Here is a 15,873-nt window from a genome sequence, read left to right on the forward strand (position 1 = left end):
GTCGCAAGCCCCCCTGCTTACGGTTTCGCAGAGGGGCAGGCAGGGCTGTTCCGATCGATGAAGGAGAGCCGATGGCTGAGCAGCATGCGAAGAGCAGTCCACGCCGACTCGGTTACCGAACCGGAATCGGCGGCGAACTGATCGCCGAGTTCCTCGGCACCTTCGTCCTCATTCTGATCGGCTGCGGGTCGGTCGCCGTCGCCGTCGTCGGCCTCTCCGGCTCGGGCCGGCAGGAAGGGGCCTTCGGCCCTTCGAACTGGCTGATCATCTCCTGGGGATGGGGCCTGGCGGTCGTCTTCGGCGTGTACGTCGCCGGAGGTATCAGCGGCGCCCACATCAATCCGGCCGTGACGCTCGGCTTCGCGGTGCGCGGCCACTTCCCCTGGAAGAAGGTGCTCCCCTACTGGGGGGCACAGCTGGTCGGCGCCTTCGTCGCCGCCGCCACCGTGTACGCCACGTACCACTGGGCGATCGACGCGTTCAACGCCAAGGAGGGGACGGGAAGAGAGAAATCCCTTCCGACCTTCTCCATCTTCGCCACCTTCCCGGCCGAGTACTTCGGTAATTCGTGGTGGGGACCGTTCCTCGATCAGATCGTCGGCACCGCGTTCCTGCTGCTTCTCGTCTGCGCGCTCATCGACATGCGCAACACCGCACCGATGTCGAACATGGGACCGTTCCTGATCGGTCTCGTCGTCGTCGCGATCGGCCTGACCTACGGGACGAACGCGGGCTACGCCATCAACCCGGCCCGCGACTTCGGCCCCCGGCTCTTCACCTTCTTCGAGGGGTGGGGAGCGATCGCCTTCCCAGGGAATTTCGACTGGTTCAGCAGTTATTGGTGGATCCCCATCATCGGACCGCTCATCGGCGGCGTCATCGGAGCCCTGGTCTACGAGCACCTCATCAGCAGGGTCATCACGGCCCGCGGCCAGGTGCACCCGGAGGGGGAAGCGGGCGAGGCGGAGTAGCGACGCGGGGCGGCGCACCACCCCGGAACCACCCAGGAAACGACGAAGACCTCCGTAACCGGAAGCCCCGCACGGCTCCGGGACCGGGGGTCTTCGTCGTAACCGGCCGCCTCGGGCGGAACGGCGGACGACGGCAGGGAGGGACGGACGGGCGATGGTGGGCCTGGAGATCGTCGTCGTCCTGCTCTTCGCGGTGCTGGCGCTCAGCTGGACCGCCCGGCGGCTGGGGCTCAGCGAGCCGGTGTTCCTGCTGCTCGGCGGGGTCGTGATCGGGGTCGCCGGCCGGTTCCCGCCCCTGCATCTGCCCGCGGACGTCGTACTGCTCATCTTCCTGCCGCCGCTGCTGTACGCGGAGTCGCTCACCATCTCGCTCCATCAGGCGCGGGCGAATCTGCGCGTGATCGTCCTGACGTCGGTGGGGCTCGTCCTGATCACCGCGGTGACCGTGGCGGGCACCGCGTACGCCTTCGGACTGGCCTGGCCCATCGCCTTCGTACTCGGTGCCGTCCTCGCACCCACCGATGCCACCGCTGTCGCATCGGTGGCGCGGGGTCTGCCGCGCAGGGCGATGACCATGCTGCGGGCGGAGAGCCTCGTCAACGACGGCACTGCGCTCGTTCTCTTCGCCGTGGCCGTGGAGATCGCGACAGGCGAGACGTCCTTCGCATGGGGGCCCGTGATCTGGGACTTCGTGCTGAGCTACGCGGGCGGCGTGGGTATCGGCGCCACCGTCGCCCTGCTGGTGATCCTCGTACGACGGAGGCTGCACGACGCGACGGTCGAGAGCGGGCTGAGTGTGCTCACGCCGTTCGCCGCGTATCTGCCCGCGGAGCTGGCCGAGGTCTCGGGCGTGCTGGCCGTCGTCGTCTGCGGGCTGATCGTCAGCAGGGCCGGACCGACGCTGGTCCAGGCACGCAGCCGCGTCCAGACGTTCGCGTTCTGGGGCGTGACGACGTTCCTGCTCAACGGAACGCTCTTCGTGCTGGTCGGCGTGCAGCTGCCCGCGGCGGTGACCGGACTGCGCACGCTGACGCTGGGCGAGGCGTCGGCACTGGCGGCGGCCGTCGCCGCGACGGTCATCGGCACGCGGCTGCTGTACGGGAACACCATGCCGTACGTGATCCGTGCCCTGGACCGGCGGCCGCTGCAGCGTGCCCGCCGGGTCCCCACGAGGCAGCGCATGCCGCTCGCGTGGGCCGGTGTGCGGGGCGCCATCTCGCTCGCGGCGGCGCTGGCGGTGCCGGTGCTCTCGGCGGACGGGTCGCGGCTGGCGGGGCGGGACGTGATCGTGTTCGTCACCGCCGCCGTCATCCTGGTGACCCTGGTGCTCCAGGGCCAGACGCTGCCGGCGGTGATCCGCTGGGCCCGGCTGCCGCCCGACCCGGACGAGGAGAGCGAGGAACTGCTCGCGCGGCGGCGCATCGTGGACACCGCGCTGCGCGAACTGCCCGGCGAGGCGGCGCGCGTCGGAGCGCCGCAGCACGTCACCGACCGTCTCGGCCAGGAGCTGCGCGAGCACGCCGACGATCTGGACGCGGGCGGCCCCCGTCACGAACACGAGCACGAACTGCGTTCCGTCCTGCTGAGGGTGAAGCGGGACGCCCTCGTCGCGCTGCGGGACGCGCACGACATCGACGACGCGGTGCTCCGCCGCGTACAAGCGGGCCTCGATGCCGAGGAGTTGCGCCTCGAGCTGCGCGAGGGTGCCCGGCGGGTCTCGGAGAGCGCCGGCGGCGGCCCCGACCGGGACGGCAGCCCGGACGGCGGCCCGGACGAGGGCGAGGACGGCCCCGACACGGGCGGCCCGGGCACGGGCAGTCCTGGCGGGAACGGCGGCGCACCGGGAAGCGGCGGCCCCGGCCGCACGGAGACCTGAGCGGCGGCCGGGGCGTTCGAGCGGGGTGCTCAGACCACCCAGGGCCCGGTGAGTGCCTGCACCGCGGAGCCGTCGAGGTCCGAGAGCTTCGTGCTGCTGAACTCCCGCGCCCACTGGGAGGTCTGGATCCGGAAGGCGGGCTCCGGGTCGGTGAGCGCGGAGAGGACGGGCTGCGCCGCCTGGGCCGATGTCTGCGCATCGTCACCGCTGAACTGCTCGAGGGTGCGGGTGATGTAGGCCCGTACGGCGCTCGCGTAGGGGCCGGCGGACTCGACGACCTGCTGGGGGTCGACACCCAGGTTGGAGACGAACTCGCTTGTGACAGCGCCGGGTTCGACCACCGAGACGCGCACACCGACGGCGGCGGCGACCGGTGCGAGGCTCTCCATGAAGCCCTCGACGGCGAACTTCGCGGCGCAGTACGCCTCGTTGAAGGGCTGCCCGACGACTCCCCCGACGCTGCTGACGGTGACCAGCCGGCCGCCGGACGCCCGCAGATGAGGCATGGCCGCCTTGGTCACCTGGACGACGCCGAAGAAGTTCACCTCCATCACGCGGCGCACGTCCTCGACGCTCTCGTTCTCGATGGTCCCGACGTGGCCCGCGCCGGCGTTGTTGACGACCGCGTCGAGTCTGCCGTGATCGGCGACGACGCCGTCGACGCAGGCGGTCACGGAATCAGGTTCCGTCACGTCGAGCCTGCGGATGTCCAGCTCGACGCCCGCCTCCGCGGCGGCCTTGCGCAGGGCGTCGGCGCGCTCGGGGGCGCGCACCGTCGCCACCGTCCGGAATCCGGCCCTGGCGGCTGCGACGGCGGTGGCCAGTCCGATGCCGGAGGAGGTGCCGGTGATGAGAACGACCTTGGAAGACATGACAGTTGAAGCCCTTCGGCGAGTGGAGTGGTTTACGTGTGTGCGCACACACATTACATATTCGTGTACGCACACACAACTGCGTAAGCTGGAGCCATGCCGACCGGAAAGCTCAACCAGCGGGAACTGCCCGTCGCCGACCGCGCCTTCTACGGCCTCGTCTGGGCCGGAACCGTACTCACCGAGCGCGTGGGCCAGGCACTGACCAAGGCACACCAACTGCCGCTGTCCTGGTTCGAGGTCATGCTGTGGCTCTCCCAGCAGGACGAGCCCGTCTCGGCGTCGGCTCTGGGCAACAGCACGATGCTCAGCCGCAGCCAGGTCTCCCGCGTGCTGGACGCCCTGCAGGCACGGGAGTTGGTGACGCGCTCCCCCGCGCCGCACGACGCGCGTTCCGTCCAGGTCGCGCTCACCCCGGCGGGGCGGGAGCTCTTCGCCGAGGCCGACGCCACTCGCAGGGCCTGCCTGGCCCCCGTCTTCACCGACGTACTGGACGAGGCGGATCTGCGGGCACTGGACACCATCTGGCAGAAGCTCAAGAAGCACAGACAGGGCTGACTCGACGGCTCCCGGAGCGTGCCGCGAGCGTCTCCGTCACCGGAAAGGCCCGCCGGTACGTCCCGCCCAGGACGCCGATGGGGCGTCCCGGCACGGCACGTACCGGCGAGCTCAGCCGGCCACCTCAGGCTGACGACTCCTGGGCGGAGAGCGGCGTGGCGATGTCCTCGAGGGAACGCCGCTCGGCCGGTACTGCCAGGAACGCAGCCACCACACCGGCGATGCACATCAGGCCCGCACCGATCTGGAAGGCGAGGGTCGTGTCGGCGAGGACGCCGTTCTCGGTGAGCTCGGCGAAGATCAGCGGACCGGTGATGCCTCCCACCGCCGTGCCCAGCGCGTAGAAGAACGCGATGGCCATGGCACGGGTCTCCATCGGGAAGATCTCACTGACCGTGAGGTAGGCCGAACTCGCGCCCGCGGACGCGAAGAACAGCACGACGCTCCAGCAGGCGGTCAGTGTCGTCGCCGACAGATGACCACCGGCGAACAGCGCCGCCGTGCCGAACAGCAGCGCCCCGGACCCGATATAGGTGCCGGAGATCATTATCCGGCGCCCCACGGTGTCGAAGAGCGGACCGAGGAGAATCGGGCCGAGGAGATTGCCGATCGCGATGGCTACGAAGTAGTAACCCGTGGCACCGGCAGGCACCTCGTAGAAGGCCGCGAGAATGGCACCGAACCCGAAAGTGACGGCGTTGTACAGAAATGCCTGACCGACGAAGAGCGAAAGCCCCAGAAACGCACGGGAACGGTACTTGGAGAAGACCGTACGCGCGATCATCCCGAAACCGACGGCCTGACGCTGATTGATGACCATCTCTCCGGCGGGCTCGGGCAAGCTGCCCTCGCCGTGCTGGGCGATGCAGCGTGCCTCCGCATCCTTCACGATTTCTTCGGCCTCGTCGCCGCGTCCATGGATGAACAACCACCGTGGACTCTCCGGCACATTCCGCCGCACCACCAGGATGACCAGGCCGAGGACGACACCGAAGGCGAACGTCAGGCGCCAGCCGACGTCCTTCGCGAAGATGTCCGTGTCGAGCATGGGGATCGAGAGCATGGCTCCGGCGGCGGCTCCGAGCCAGAAGCTGCCGTTGATCATCAGGTCGACGCGGCCCCGATAGTACGAGGGGATGAGCTCGTCGATCGCGGAGTTGATGGCCGCGTACTCGCCTCCGATGCCGAATCCCGTGAGGAAACGGCACACGAAGAACCACCAGCTGTCGAACGACAGGCCGGTCAGAGCGGTCGCCGCGAGGTAGACGGCGAGCGTGATCAGGAAGAGCTTCTTACGTCCGTAACGGTCGGTCAGCCAACCGAAATACAGCGCACCGAGACACGCCCCCGCCACGTACAGAGCGGCGCCCAGTCCCGTGACCTGGGCCGAGGTGATGGCCAGTCCGCTCCCGGGCTCGGACAGCCGCCCGGCGATGTTGCCGACGAGCGTGACCTCCATCCCGTCGAGGATCCACACCGTCCCGAGGCCGATCACGATCATCCAGTGCCAGCGCGACCAGGGCAGTCTGTCGAGGCGGGCCGGTACTGCCGTTCTGACTGTGCCCGATGAAAGCGTCCCGCTGCTTCCACCTTCAACTGCCATTGCATACTCCGTCTGAATTGTTCACTGTTTTCAGGTCATGCCGCTCGCCCCCTGCCGTCAGAAGACGAGCTCAACCGGCATGCCTGGCCGCACAGTTAACACGCTCGGTCAACCGGGGAAGTGCCGTATCGAAACACAGGTCCGGACGGCTTTCGGCGCAAGTCACGGGCGCCTGACGGCACTTCACCCATGGCGGAACATCCCGGACGGGGAATCAGACTCCAAGGACCCTTCGAAATCAGATTGAAACCATCCGGGAGGGGCTCAGGGAATTGGCATATGCCCCGCACCGATTGGGGTCCGATGGATATGGAAACGGCGGGCGGAACCGCGTGACTCGGGCTCGTCCCGGCGCACGCCGCATCCCCTCGGCAAGCCCCGGCGGGACGGCCGGAGAGGCACTGGCACCGGCACGGCACCCTCGACGATGCTGCCGCCCATGAACTGGATACCGCTGCTGTCCACACTGTCCGGCGCCGTGATCGGCATCGCCGCCACCGTGATCGCCGACCGCAACCGATGGCGCCGGGAGGAGAACCGGCACGCGCTGGAGGTGCGACGTGAGGCGTACACGGAGTACGTCACCGCACTCAAGGCAGCCGGTGAGGACATACGGGCCGTCGCTCTGGGCGATCACATGAGCGGGTCGGCACGTGAGGCCGCCGTACGCGAGGCCTTCCGCGGCACCGGGCTCTACACGGCGAGCGAACGCCTCTGGCTCGTGGGCCCGCAGCACGTCGTGGCCGCCGGGAACGAGGCCTTCCACAGCCTGCGCCGCCTGCGCGACGCCTACGCCGGTGGCGCGACCGTCGGATCCGACGAGGACGCGCCCCTCATCGCACAGCGCCGCACGGCGATGGCCCTGATGCGCAACCGCATGCGCGAGGACCTGGGCGTCGGACCCCTGGAGCTCGACTGACGCCGGGGCCGGGAGCCGCACGCACCTCGGTGCCATGATGATCGCCGGTGGCGGGAGTCGCCCCGTCGAACGCCCGGCAGGACGCAGAGCCGGCGCACCCGCCCAAAGCAGCGCTCCACGCCCGTGTGCGGGACCGGCAGCGAACACCGCTCAAGGAGAGCTCGTGGAAGAAGTGGAAGAAGACGCGCAGCACGAACAGGCAAGCCCCGAGGTGCAGAAGCGCATTCAGGAGAGCTTCGACCGGCAAGGGCTGATGGGCCACCTCGGAGCCCGCATATCCCACATCGGACCGGGGCGCGTGCACATCGTCCTGCCCGGGCGGCCCGAAGTCACCCAGCAGGACGGCTACTTCCACGCGGGAGCCACCAGCGCCGTCGCCGACACCGCCGGCGGCTACGCGGCCTTCACCCTCTTCCCCGAGGACACCGCGGTGCTCACCGTCGAGTACAAGGTCAATCTCCTGGCACCCGCCGTCGGCGAGTACATCGAGGCGGTGGGCACGGTGCTGAAGCCGGGCCGCACCCTGACCGTCTGCCGGCTGGAAGTCTTCTCCGTCAAGGACGATCAGCGGAAGCTCGTCGCCACCGGCCAGCAGACGTTGATCTGCGTGAGCTGACCAGAGATGACCGGCACCCCCGGCACCGCCGTCACGTAAGGAGGCCCCTGATGAACGACGCCCCCGAAGGGCTCCCGGCCTGGGTGACCTGGCAGCGCCGGCCGTTCCCCGACGCCAACCTGCTCCTGCTGCACGGGCGCCAACCGGCCCTCGTCGACAGCGGGTTCGTCGGCCACGCGGAGGAGACGGCCGCCTGGGTGCGCGCGCACGCGGGGCATCTGACACGGGTCGTGAACACCCATTGGCACTCCGACCACGTCGGCGGGAACGCCCTTCTGCAGGCCGGAGGTGCCGGCATCGCGGCCAGCGCCCCCGACGCCCACGCCGTCGCCCGGCGCGACGCGGGCTGCTGCGTGGCCGAGTATCTCGACCAGCCGGTCGCCCCGTACACCGTCGACGAGCCGCTGGAGGACGGGCAGGTCCTGCGGCTCGGGGACGCCGACTGGGAGGTCGTGCGCACGCCCGGGCACACGCCCGGCCATCTCTCGCTCTGGCAGCCCGAGGAGCGGCTGCTCGTGGCCGGAGACGCGCTCTCGGACTACGACGTGGGCTGGGTGAACCTCGCCCTCGACGGGCCCGACGCGGCGGCCACGGCCCTCGACTCCCTGCACCGGCTGGCCGGCTTGGCCCCGCGCGTGCTGCTGCCCTCGCACGGTCCGATCCCCACCGACCCCTCCGCGGCCTTCACCTCCGCGCTGCGTCGCGCCCGGCGTCTGGTCGACGATCCGGACGGAGCGGTCTGGTACGGCGCCCGGCGGATCTTCGCGTTCGCCCTGATGATCCGCGACGGGATCCCCGCCGACGAGGTCGAGCCGTATCTGCACGCACGGGCCTGGCTCACGGACGCGGCACGGCAGTTGGGCAGGTCCCCGGAAGCGCTCTCGGCCGAGCTGGTCGACACCATGCTCCGCAGCGGCGCCGTCGTCCACCGCGACGGGCTGCTGCGCGCAGCCGCGGAACACACGCCGGTCGCGCCGGAAACGCTGCGAGTGCCGTACCCGCGCGCATGGCCCACGCCCGCGTCCCCCGTGACGGGAGTCGCGGAACCGCAGTGACCCGGGCGCCCCACGAGGGAACCCCGTGACCCGGGCGCCCCGCGAGTCAGGAGCCCGAACGGCGTTCCGCGCCCCCGCCGTTGGCCGGGCGCCCGCTTCGTCCCGTATCGCGAACCGCCCACGCGTACGCACAGGACCACATAGGCGCGGAGCGGGCGATGCGGCCCACCAGGCGTGTTCGCGCAGGGACTTGGAACGGGCGCAACTCAGTAGTAGGTTTCGCCGGTCCACCCCCCCACGGGCACGGGCCCTGCGCCCGCGCGAGCGAAGAGGTTCCACGTGAAGCGTGTTACTAGCCGCGCCAAGATCTCCATAATCGGCATATCCGGCTTGCTGGTCGCGGGCATCGCGGTACCGAGCGCGTTCGGCACCACAGAGGACCCGAACGGTCCCTCCGCGGACAACGACCGAAGACGCGGTGCCGAACTCTCCGTCACAGCAGGCGGATCCGAGTCCGCGGCGATCAGCCGTCCCTCGGACAGGCGGGGACCCAACACCCTGAAGACCAAGAGCGTCACGCTCACCTCCTACGACGCCGAGGACGGCCGGGCCGTTCTCACCCGGAAGACCCGGGGCGGCGGTGCCGGCGCCGTCGACGTCCGCGAAGGCGATGTGATCGCCAGCCCGCCCACCAAGTCGGCCCCCGCGGGCGCACTCGTCAAGGTCAAGGACGTAGCGTCCAGCGACGACGGGAAGACCGAGATCCGCACCTCCCGGGCCAACCTCACGGAGGTCTTCGGCGGCGCGAAGGCCGATGGGAAGGTCCCGGTCTCGCCCTCGGCGTGGAAGGTCGATCCGCTGGTCAAGGGACTCGACGTCGAGCGGGGCGCGGCGAAGGCCGGGCGCGATGCCAACGGCGACAACCTGCACCTCGACTTCGACACCCCGCTGCCCGACGGGGACGAGTCGGACCAGGTGCCCCCGACCCAGGTGGGCGGCTACCTCGACTTCTCACCGAAGGTGGACTTCTCCTACGACGGGCACGGCTCTTCCGACCCCGCCGAGGCGACGGCCTCCATCGGTGTCGGAGGGGACTACAAGGCCGGCTGGAGCGTCAAGGGCACCGTCGCGGAGCCCGATCTATCACGTCGCATCCCCGTGGCCGAGGTCAAGGCCCATCCCGTGATCATGGTCGGTCCTGTGCCGGTCGTCGTCACGGTGAAGCTGACGCTCGTACTGAAGGTGCAGGCGAACGGCCGGATACAGGTCGACGTCCAGAAGGACGTCAACGGAACGGTGAAGGTCGGCACGCGGTACGCCAAGGACTCCGGCTGGGAGTCCGACAACCAGGCCGACGGCACGACCCTTCCCGGCGGCAGGGCCGACGTCTCCGGCGAGGGCGAACTGCGCACCGCGCTCGGCCCCGAGGCGGACGTCAGCCTCTACGACACGGTGGGCGTGACCGCCTTCCTCGGGCCGTACCTGAGGGCCACCGCCCAGTTCTCACAGCAGACGCCGGGCGGCGCCGACGGACGCGGCGCGTGGCAGCTCCACGGGGGCCTGACCCTGGAGAGCTCCCTCTACGCGCAACTGCCGTTCGTGATCATCGGCAACCGCCCGTCCAAGCGCATCGACTTCCCGCCCATCACCCGCGAATGGTTCATCACGAAGGGCGAGTTCCCGGCCGCTTCCTGAATGCCGAGCGGACCGTGGGAGTGGCCCGCCGCTGGAACTTGATCCACAGCCGATGGATCAAGATCGGTCCCGGCGGCGGGCCAGGACCAGGCGGCAGCGCGGGCTGCCGTCCGGCCGGCGGCCGAGGCGCTCCAGGGGGACGGTGTTGACCGTGAAGCCCGCGTCGAGCAGGTCGCGGCTCACCTCCGGGAGGCGGAACCTCCGGTAGTACATGACGAAGCGGGGGTGCCAGAGCGCGTTGCGCACCCGCATCGCGGTGTCGAATCCCCACAGTGTCCAGTACTGGCGCGAACCGACAGGGGGCGGCGCCGCGACGGGGAAGGCGAACAGGCCGCCGGGACGCAGAGCGGCGTGGACCTGCGCGAACAGCGTGGGCCGCTCGTGCGGCAGGAAGTGGCCGAACGCCCCGAAGCTGACCGCCAGGTCGAAGGCATCGCGGGCGGGCAGCGCGCGGGCGTCGGCCCGCACCCACTCAGCGTCGGGCACCGCACGGCGGGCCTCGGCGAGCATGCCCTCGCTGAAGTCGATCCCGGTGACGGGGCCCGTGCACACCCGCCGCAGCACCCGGTCGACGCCGAGCCCGGTGCCGCAGCAGAGGTCGAGCCCCGCCCCGAAGGGGCCGAGCGGGCGCAGCGCGCGAGCGGTGGCGTCCAGGACTTCGTCCGGGGTCCGGAACGGGGTGGCGTGGAACTTCGGCGCGAGCAGGTCGTAGCCGCGCTGCGTGGAGGACAGCGCCTGGCGGGCCAGCTCGGCGAGGCCCGGTCCCTCCCGGGAGATGAACAGCGTCACGCCCTCACGCTAGCCCGCGCTTCGCGCGCCGGGTCACGCGCCCGGGTCGGGGACGACCAGGACGACGTCGGTCACTGCGCGTGGGGCAGCGCGTCGTAGTCCACCAGACCCGTCTCCTCCACCACTGCGATGTGGTCGAGGACGATCGTGTTGGCCCTGGTCGCCAAGGAACGGACCATCGAATTGCGGGTCTGGTCGCGCACGAGGCTCAAGAGGTTCAAGGTTCCGCCGTCCTGCTTCCGCAGATGGTTGACGAGGACCTCGTCGAGCTTCTCGCCCCTGGCCTTGTCGATGTCGTCCAGGTACTTCTGCTGTGCGGCCGTCGGCCGGTTCGGCAGCGTCACCCTCAACGCGCGAGAGGCCTGGATGACCCGCTTGTCCAACTCGGTGTCCCCGTCGACGACATGGTCCCCGACGATCCGTACCGACCTCTTCGTGCTCTGCTCCCGTGCGGTGCGTCCGGCAGGCAGCTCCCACAGACCCGCGGCCCGCACATTGCGCATGAAGTCGCGGTCCAGCGAGGTGAGCGGTCCGTATTCGGTCTTCCAGGTCCCCTTGCCGTCGTCGTGCCATCCGGATCTCGAGAGTGCGGCGGACCGGTTCCCGTCGAAGAAGTAGATGGGCACCAGCAGCGCGGCAAGGGTTGCGACGAGGCCGAGAACGACCAGCGCGGTGCCGGCCGCCCGCCCCGACGGCGCGGTGGAACTCATCCCTTTTCCCCCTCCACACAATCCTCCGAGCGCGGTGGACAACAGCGGAGACTAATGGTGCGCGTGAGTTCGTGCTCGTGGAATCGTCCCGATCTGACAAACCCTTTCGGCATACGCCGACAGTGCTGCCTCTGGTGAGACCTGGACTTCGGAAAGGCTCGTCGTCCCGACCGCAGGGCGGTTCTCGCGCTCGGAGCCCCGGGTCGATTCCGTCGCCCGATCACCGGCTCGGGGCGGCCTTATCGCAACGCCGCCCGCAGCACGCTCCCGTGGCCGGCCACCCACCGGTACGCGTCCTGCACGGACTCCACGGCCCCCTGGTCCCGCAGGCGCACCATTGCCGGGTCCCCGTCGGCGGCGCCGGTCTCGATGCCCCGCCGGCACCGGTCCTGCCACCACGGGATCGTGTCCACCAGCGTGTGCCGATCGGCCAGCCCGCCCGCACAAATCAGAAGTCCCCCGAAATCCCAAAGGTCTTCTTTGACCCCACTTGCTGAAAGGGCTTTGTGCTCTGTCCGAAATCCCGCCGGTGAATCGCGAGCCCGCCGGTTGAATGGTTCCGATGACGGCAATGCATGCGGATCAGGTCCGTGCGGAGCTGCTCGGGGCAGGGCGTGCCAGAACCGAGCAGGCGCGCGGCAACTGCCGCTTCGACGGCCACCAGTTGGCCTAGGTGGTGACCGCGGCGGCGGTTCCTGCGGAGATCGCTGCCATGGTTCGCATCACCGCGGTGTTCACCGCTTCCGCACCCCAGCTGTCCTGCTCCAGTTCCTTCGCACGCTCGTGGACCTTGCCCGACCACGGGATGGAGCGGTGCAGGCTCGTCAGGGTGCCGCTCGCGGAGAGCAGCCCCACGAGCGCCGCCGTACGGGCATCGGGCTCCACGTCGTCCACCAGGACGGCACGCACCTTCTTGACCAGGGCCTTCTTGTGCCGGGTGTCAGCGAGCCTCATCGACGTCGCAGTGAAGACCCCCAGCCACTTCCTGCTTTCGCGGCGCAACATCCCTCGCTCGACGAGTCGTTGGAGGACGGGCTCGCGCAGTCCGGTGCCGATCTCGGCGAGGAGACCCTGTACACCGCGTACTCGCCTGGCGACCTTGTCGTGGGCGCTCCGGAGCATGGGGTCCGGCAGCGGGCCGCCGGAGGCGGCCCGCACCTTCAGGCCGGTCAGTCCCCTGTCGTTCCCATCGACCTTGACGTGTCCGCCGAGACCGAGTTCGACCAGCACGGCGCCGCCCAGCGTGTAGTACAGGGTGCCCTCTCCCGCTATCACTCCCGACGTGTCGTCCATCATCAGCAGCATCAGATCCTCGACGATGAGCAGCTCGTTCCGCATGGTCTCTTCTCCTGCCGTGGTCATGGGGTCGGGGTTGCGGCACGCGGGTGACGCCACCAGGAGCGCGTCCGCGAGCCGGACATGGTCGAACGCGTCGCCGCGGGTACCGGCGGTCGGGCGGCCGCCCGGGGGCTGCCACCGCTCACGACACACCGTGCCGCTGCGTCACAGTCAAGCGGTCCGTGACGACGAGCCGGCCGGCATGGGGCCTTGCCCGTGCCGCTACGGCATGGTGTGCACTGGTCGTATGGCCTGGAGCACCCGACAGATCGCCGAGCTCGCCGGCGTCAGCCTGCGAGCGGTCCGGCACTACCACGAGGTCGGGTTGCTGGCCGAACCCGAGCGGCGCGCCAACGGCTACAAGCAGTACGGCGTCGCGCACCTGGTCCGGCTGCTGCGCATCAAGCGCCTCTCCGATCTCGGGTTCTCACTGGCGCAGATCGCCGCCATGGGCGACGTCGAGCACCACCCGGAGGAAGCCCTGCGCACCCTCGACGCCGAACTCGCCGCCACCATCGAACGCCTTCAGCGGGCCCGCGCCGAACTCGGCCTGATTCTGCGCCAGTCGCTGCCGGCGGATCTGCCTCCCGAATTCGCCCCGGCTGCCCGTACGGAGATATCCGACGCCGACCGGTCCCTGTTCACCGTGATGACGCGAGTCCTCGGGCCGGCACCTCGACAGGCCTGGGCGGACGTGATGCGGAACCAGTCCCATGACCCCGTGAGCAAGGAGTTCGACACGCTGCCCGCCGACGCCGACGAGCACACCCGCCAGGACATCGCCGAGCGCATGGCGCCCTCCACCCGGAAGATGTTCGACGAGTACCCGGACCTGCGCGCACCGGAGGCGGACGCTCCTCACGGGGAGGCATTCGCCAAAGAGACCATGGGGAAGGCGCTCCGAGACCTGTACAACCCCGCGCAGCTCGACGTCCTGCAGCGCCTCAACGCACTGCTCGCCACGGGCTCCGACGGGGAACCGGCCAGGCCGCCGGAGACTCCGGGCGAGAGCAACCGTAGCCAGTCGCAGCGCCGGGAACCGCAGGGGAGCTGCCAACTACCGGCTGCCGGACACCAGTTGGTGTGCCGGGACGGACGTGGCAGGCCGAGCGGTCCTGGCTCAGGGTTCGCGCCCCGCGCCTCCTACGCAGGTGCCGACCCCCCTACGTCGCAGGTCGTACGAAAGCCGCCCCGTGGATGGATTCGTCCCGACTCCTCGGCACGACAGAGTCATTCCACCTGAAAGCTGAAAGGAAGGAACGGCTGTCGTGCGAATACGACGCATAGCACCACCCTTGCTCGTTGTGGGGGTCACCGCGGCGTTTGTTCCCGGACTCGCTCCCACGGAGGTGGCCGCGGCGGAACCACTCGGACAGTTCGAGAGCCAGAGACCTTCGTGGCACCGCTGCGACCCCGAGATGCCCGCAAAGTTCCAGTGCGCCACGATCAAGGTCCCGCTCGACTACGACCGCCCCACCGGCAAGAAGATCAAGCTGGCCATCTCCCGTATCAAGACCGCCGTTCCGGGCAAGCGGCACGGCGCGATGCTGTTCAACCCCGGAGGCCCGGGCGGCGAAGGCCTCAGCATGCCCCTCTACATGAAGGAATCGCTGCCCAAGAAGATTCGCGACCAGTACGACCTCATCGGCTTCGACCCGCGCGGCGTCGGCAAGAGCAGCCCCGTCACCTGTGATCTTTCGGACGCCGAGCAGAACTTTGAACGCCCTTACAAGCCCGAGACGTTCAACAGTGACGTCAAGTGGGCACGGACCGTCGCGAAGAAGTGCCGTGACAACAACGGCGACAAGCTCCCGCACATCACGACCCGCAACACCGCCCGCGACATGGACGTGATCCGCGGCGTGCTGGGCGAGAAGAAGATCTCCTACCTGGGCATCTCCTACGGAACGTATCTGGGCGCCGTCTACACGCAGATGTTCCCCGAGCGGTCGGACCGCTTCGTACTGGACAGCGCGGTCGACCCGGCACGGGTCTGGCGGGGCATGATCCAGATATGGGCGTCGGGCACCGAACCGGCGTTCACCCGGTGGACCAAGTGGACCGCCGAGCGCCACAGCACCTACAAGCTCGGCAAGACCTCCGCCGAGGTGCGGAAGACCTTCTGGGCACTCATCGCCCGGGCCGACCAGAAGCCGATCCCGTACGAGGACGACAAGCTCAACGGCGACGAGATCCGCTCCATGCTGCGAAGCCGGTTCTTCAGCCCCAAGGAGGCGGCCACCGTCGTCGCCGATCTGAAGGAGGCGGCCGACGGCGGGCCGAAGGCACGCAGCTCCGCGGCCGCGGATGAGATCACGGACAACATGACCGCGTCGTTCTGGTCCGTCGTCTGCGGCGACACCTCTGCCTGGCCCAGGGACCCCGAGCAGTACCGCCGCGACGCGATCCGGGACAAGGCCAAGTACCCGCTCTACGGCGACTTCGGCTCCAACATCACGCCCTGCGCGTTCTGGAACAAGCCTGCCGAGCCCGTCACCGACGTGAACAACGGCGTGGGCACGCTCACCGTCCAGAACCAGTGGGACTCCCAGACTCCCCTGGCCAGCGGCCGCGGCATGCACCAGGCGCTGAAGGGCTCACGCATGGTGTACGTCCGAGGCGGCGAAGGGCACGGCGTCTACGACAGCGACCCGAAGGCCTGCGCGAACCGTGCGGTCAACGCCTACCTGAGCACCGGAAAGCTTCCGGCCAAGGACGTCACCTGCAAGGCGGCGAACAACAAGGACCGCGACGCGAACGAGCACCCGCCGTCAGCACCGCGGCGCGTCCCGGGACTGCCTGACCGCTTCTGACGACGCGAAGGGTGTGGGCCCCGTCATGTCAGGGGCCCACACCGCGTCCGTGCTTGCCATTCCCGGGACGGCACATCGACTGTGGCCGGCGCGAGGGGAGACCGGCCGGGGTTCCTTC

15 protein-coding genes are annotated in these 15,873 nt (G+C 69.5%); 9 read left to right on the forward strand and 6 right to left on the reverse strand.

Annotated elements, in window-relative coordinates:
• Nucleotides 1–71: 71 nt before the first annotated feature.
• Nucleotides 72–971 carry an MIP/aquaporin family protein gene (locus G4Z16_RS12740; RefSeq protein WP_197350895.1) on the forward strand — a complete coding sequence of 300 codons (900 nt, stop codon included), beginning with the start codon at nt 72–74 and terminating at the stop codon, nt 969–971.
• 154 nt (nt 972–1,125) lie between these two features.
• Nucleotides 1,126–2,847, forward strand: coding sequence for a Na+/H+ antiporter (locus tag G4Z16_RS12745; RefSeq protein WP_197350896.1), 1,722 nt, complete (start codon nt 1,126–1,128; stop codon nt 2,845–2,847).
• Between the two features lie 29 nt (nt 2,848–2,876).
• Here the strand turns inward: G4Z16_RS12745 and G4Z16_RS12750 are convergent, their stop codons facing one another.
• Nucleotides 2,877–3,719: an SDR family NAD(P)-dependent oxidoreductase gene (locus G4Z16_RS12750; protein WP_246530821.1), complete on the reverse strand. Its 843-nt coding sequence runs from the start codon at nt 3,717–3,719 to the stop codon at nt 2,877–2,879.
• A gap of 96 nt (nt 3,720–3,815) precedes the next feature.
• Here G4Z16_RS12750 and G4Z16_RS12755 point away from each other — a divergent pair, with 96 nt between their 5' ends.
• On the forward strand, nt 3,816–4,277 hold the full coding sequence (locus tag G4Z16_RS12755) for a MarR family winged helix-turn-helix transcriptional regulator (protein WP_197350898.1): 462 nt from the start codon (nt 3,816–3,818) through the stop codon (nt 4,275–4,277).
• Between the two features lie 124 nt (nt 4,278–4,401).
• On the opposite strand, the gene G4Z16_RS12760 is transcribed toward G4Z16_RS12755, so the two are convergent.
• The gene (locus tag G4Z16_RS12760) at nt 4,402–5,880 is read right to left on the reverse strand and encodes an MFS transporter (protein ID WP_197350899.1); all 1,479 of its coding nucleotides are present in this window, start codon (nt 5,878–5,880) and stop codon (nt 4,402–4,404) included.
• Between the two features lie 439 nt (nt 5,881–6,319).
• Here G4Z16_RS12760 and G4Z16_RS12765 point away from each other — a divergent pair, with 439 nt between their 5' ends.
• The 4 genes from G4Z16_RS12765 to G4Z16_RS12780 all read left to right on the forward strand — a co-directional run bounded on the left by G4Z16_RS12765 (nt 6,320) and on the right by G4Z16_RS12780 (nt 10,105).
• Nucleotides 6,320–6,799: a hypothetical protein gene (locus tag G4Z16_RS12765; RefSeq protein ID WP_246530822.1), complete on the forward strand. Its 480-nt coding sequence runs from the start codon at nt 6,320–6,322 to the stop codon at nt 6,797–6,799.
• Between the two features lie 253 nt (nt 6,800–7,052).
• Nucleotides 7,053–7,415, forward strand: a complete 363-nt coding sequence (locus G4Z16_RS12770; RefSeq protein WP_425508161.1) for a PaaI family thioesterase — start codon at nt 7,053–7,055, stop codon at nt 7,413–7,415.
• Between the two features lie 50 nt (nt 7,416–7,465).
• Nucleotides 7,466–8,470, forward strand: coding sequence for an MBL fold metallo-hydrolase (locus G4Z16_RS12775; RefSeq protein WP_197350900.1), 1,005 nt, complete (start codon nt 7,466–7,468; stop codon nt 8,468–8,470).
• 279 nt (nt 8,471–8,749) lie between these two features.
• Nucleotides 8,750–10,105, forward strand: a complete 1,356-nt coding sequence (locus G4Z16_RS12780; RefSeq protein ID WP_197350901.1) for a hypothetical protein — start codon at nt 8,750–8,752, stop codon at nt 10,103–10,105.
• A gap of 57 nt (nt 10,106–10,162) precedes the next feature.
• Here G4Z16_RS12780 and G4Z16_RS12785 read toward each other — a convergent pair whose 3' ends face one another.
• From G4Z16_RS12785 to G4Z16_RS12800, 4 genes are all read right to left on the reverse strand, one after another.
• The gene (locus tag G4Z16_RS12785; protein WP_197354454.1) at nt 10,163–10,888 is read right to left on the reverse strand and encodes a class I SAM-dependent methyltransferase; all 726 of its coding nucleotides are present in this window, start codon (nt 10,886–10,888) and stop codon (nt 10,163–10,165) included.
• 77 nt (nt 10,889–10,965) lie between these two features.
• Complete coding sequence (locus G4Z16_RS12790; protein ID WP_197350902.1) at nt 10,966–11,604, reverse strand: DUF4142 domain-containing protein; 639 nt, start codon at nt 11,602–11,604, stop codon at nt 10,966–10,968.
• A gap of 239 nt (nt 11,605–11,843) precedes the next feature.
• Nucleotides 11,844–12,017 carry a hypothetical protein gene (locus G4Z16_RS12795; protein WP_197350903.1) on the reverse strand — a complete coding sequence of 58 codons (174 nt, stop codon included), beginning with the start codon at nt 12,015–12,017 and terminating at the stop codon, nt 11,844–11,846.
• 256 nt (nt 12,018–12,273) lie between these two features.
• On the reverse strand, nt 12,274–12,942 hold the full coding sequence (locus G4Z16_RS12800) for a GOLPH3/VPS74 family protein (protein ID WP_197350904.1): 669 nt from the start codon (nt 12,940–12,942) through the stop codon (nt 12,274–12,276).
• 247 nt (nt 12,943–13,189) lie between these two features.
• Here G4Z16_RS12800 and G4Z16_RS12805 point away from each other — a divergent pair, with 247 nt between their 5' ends.
• On the forward strand, nt 13,190–14,185 hold the full coding sequence (locus G4Z16_RS12805; protein WP_197350905.1) for a helix-turn-helix domain-containing protein: 996 nt from the start codon (nt 13,190–13,192) through the stop codon (nt 14,183–14,185).
• Between the two features lie 175 nt (nt 14,186–14,360).
• Nucleotides 14,361–15,755, forward strand: coding sequence for an alpha/beta hydrolase (locus G4Z16_RS12810; protein ID WP_343070806.1), 1,395 nt, complete (start codon nt 14,361–14,363; stop codon nt 15,753–15,755).
• The last annotated feature ends 118 nt before the right edge of the window (nt 15,756–15,873 follow it).

Source organism: Streptomyces bathyalis, from assembly GCF_015910445.1.
GTDB lineage: Bacteria > Actinomycetota > Actinomycetes > Streptomycetales > Streptomycetaceae > Streptomyces > Streptomyces bathyalis.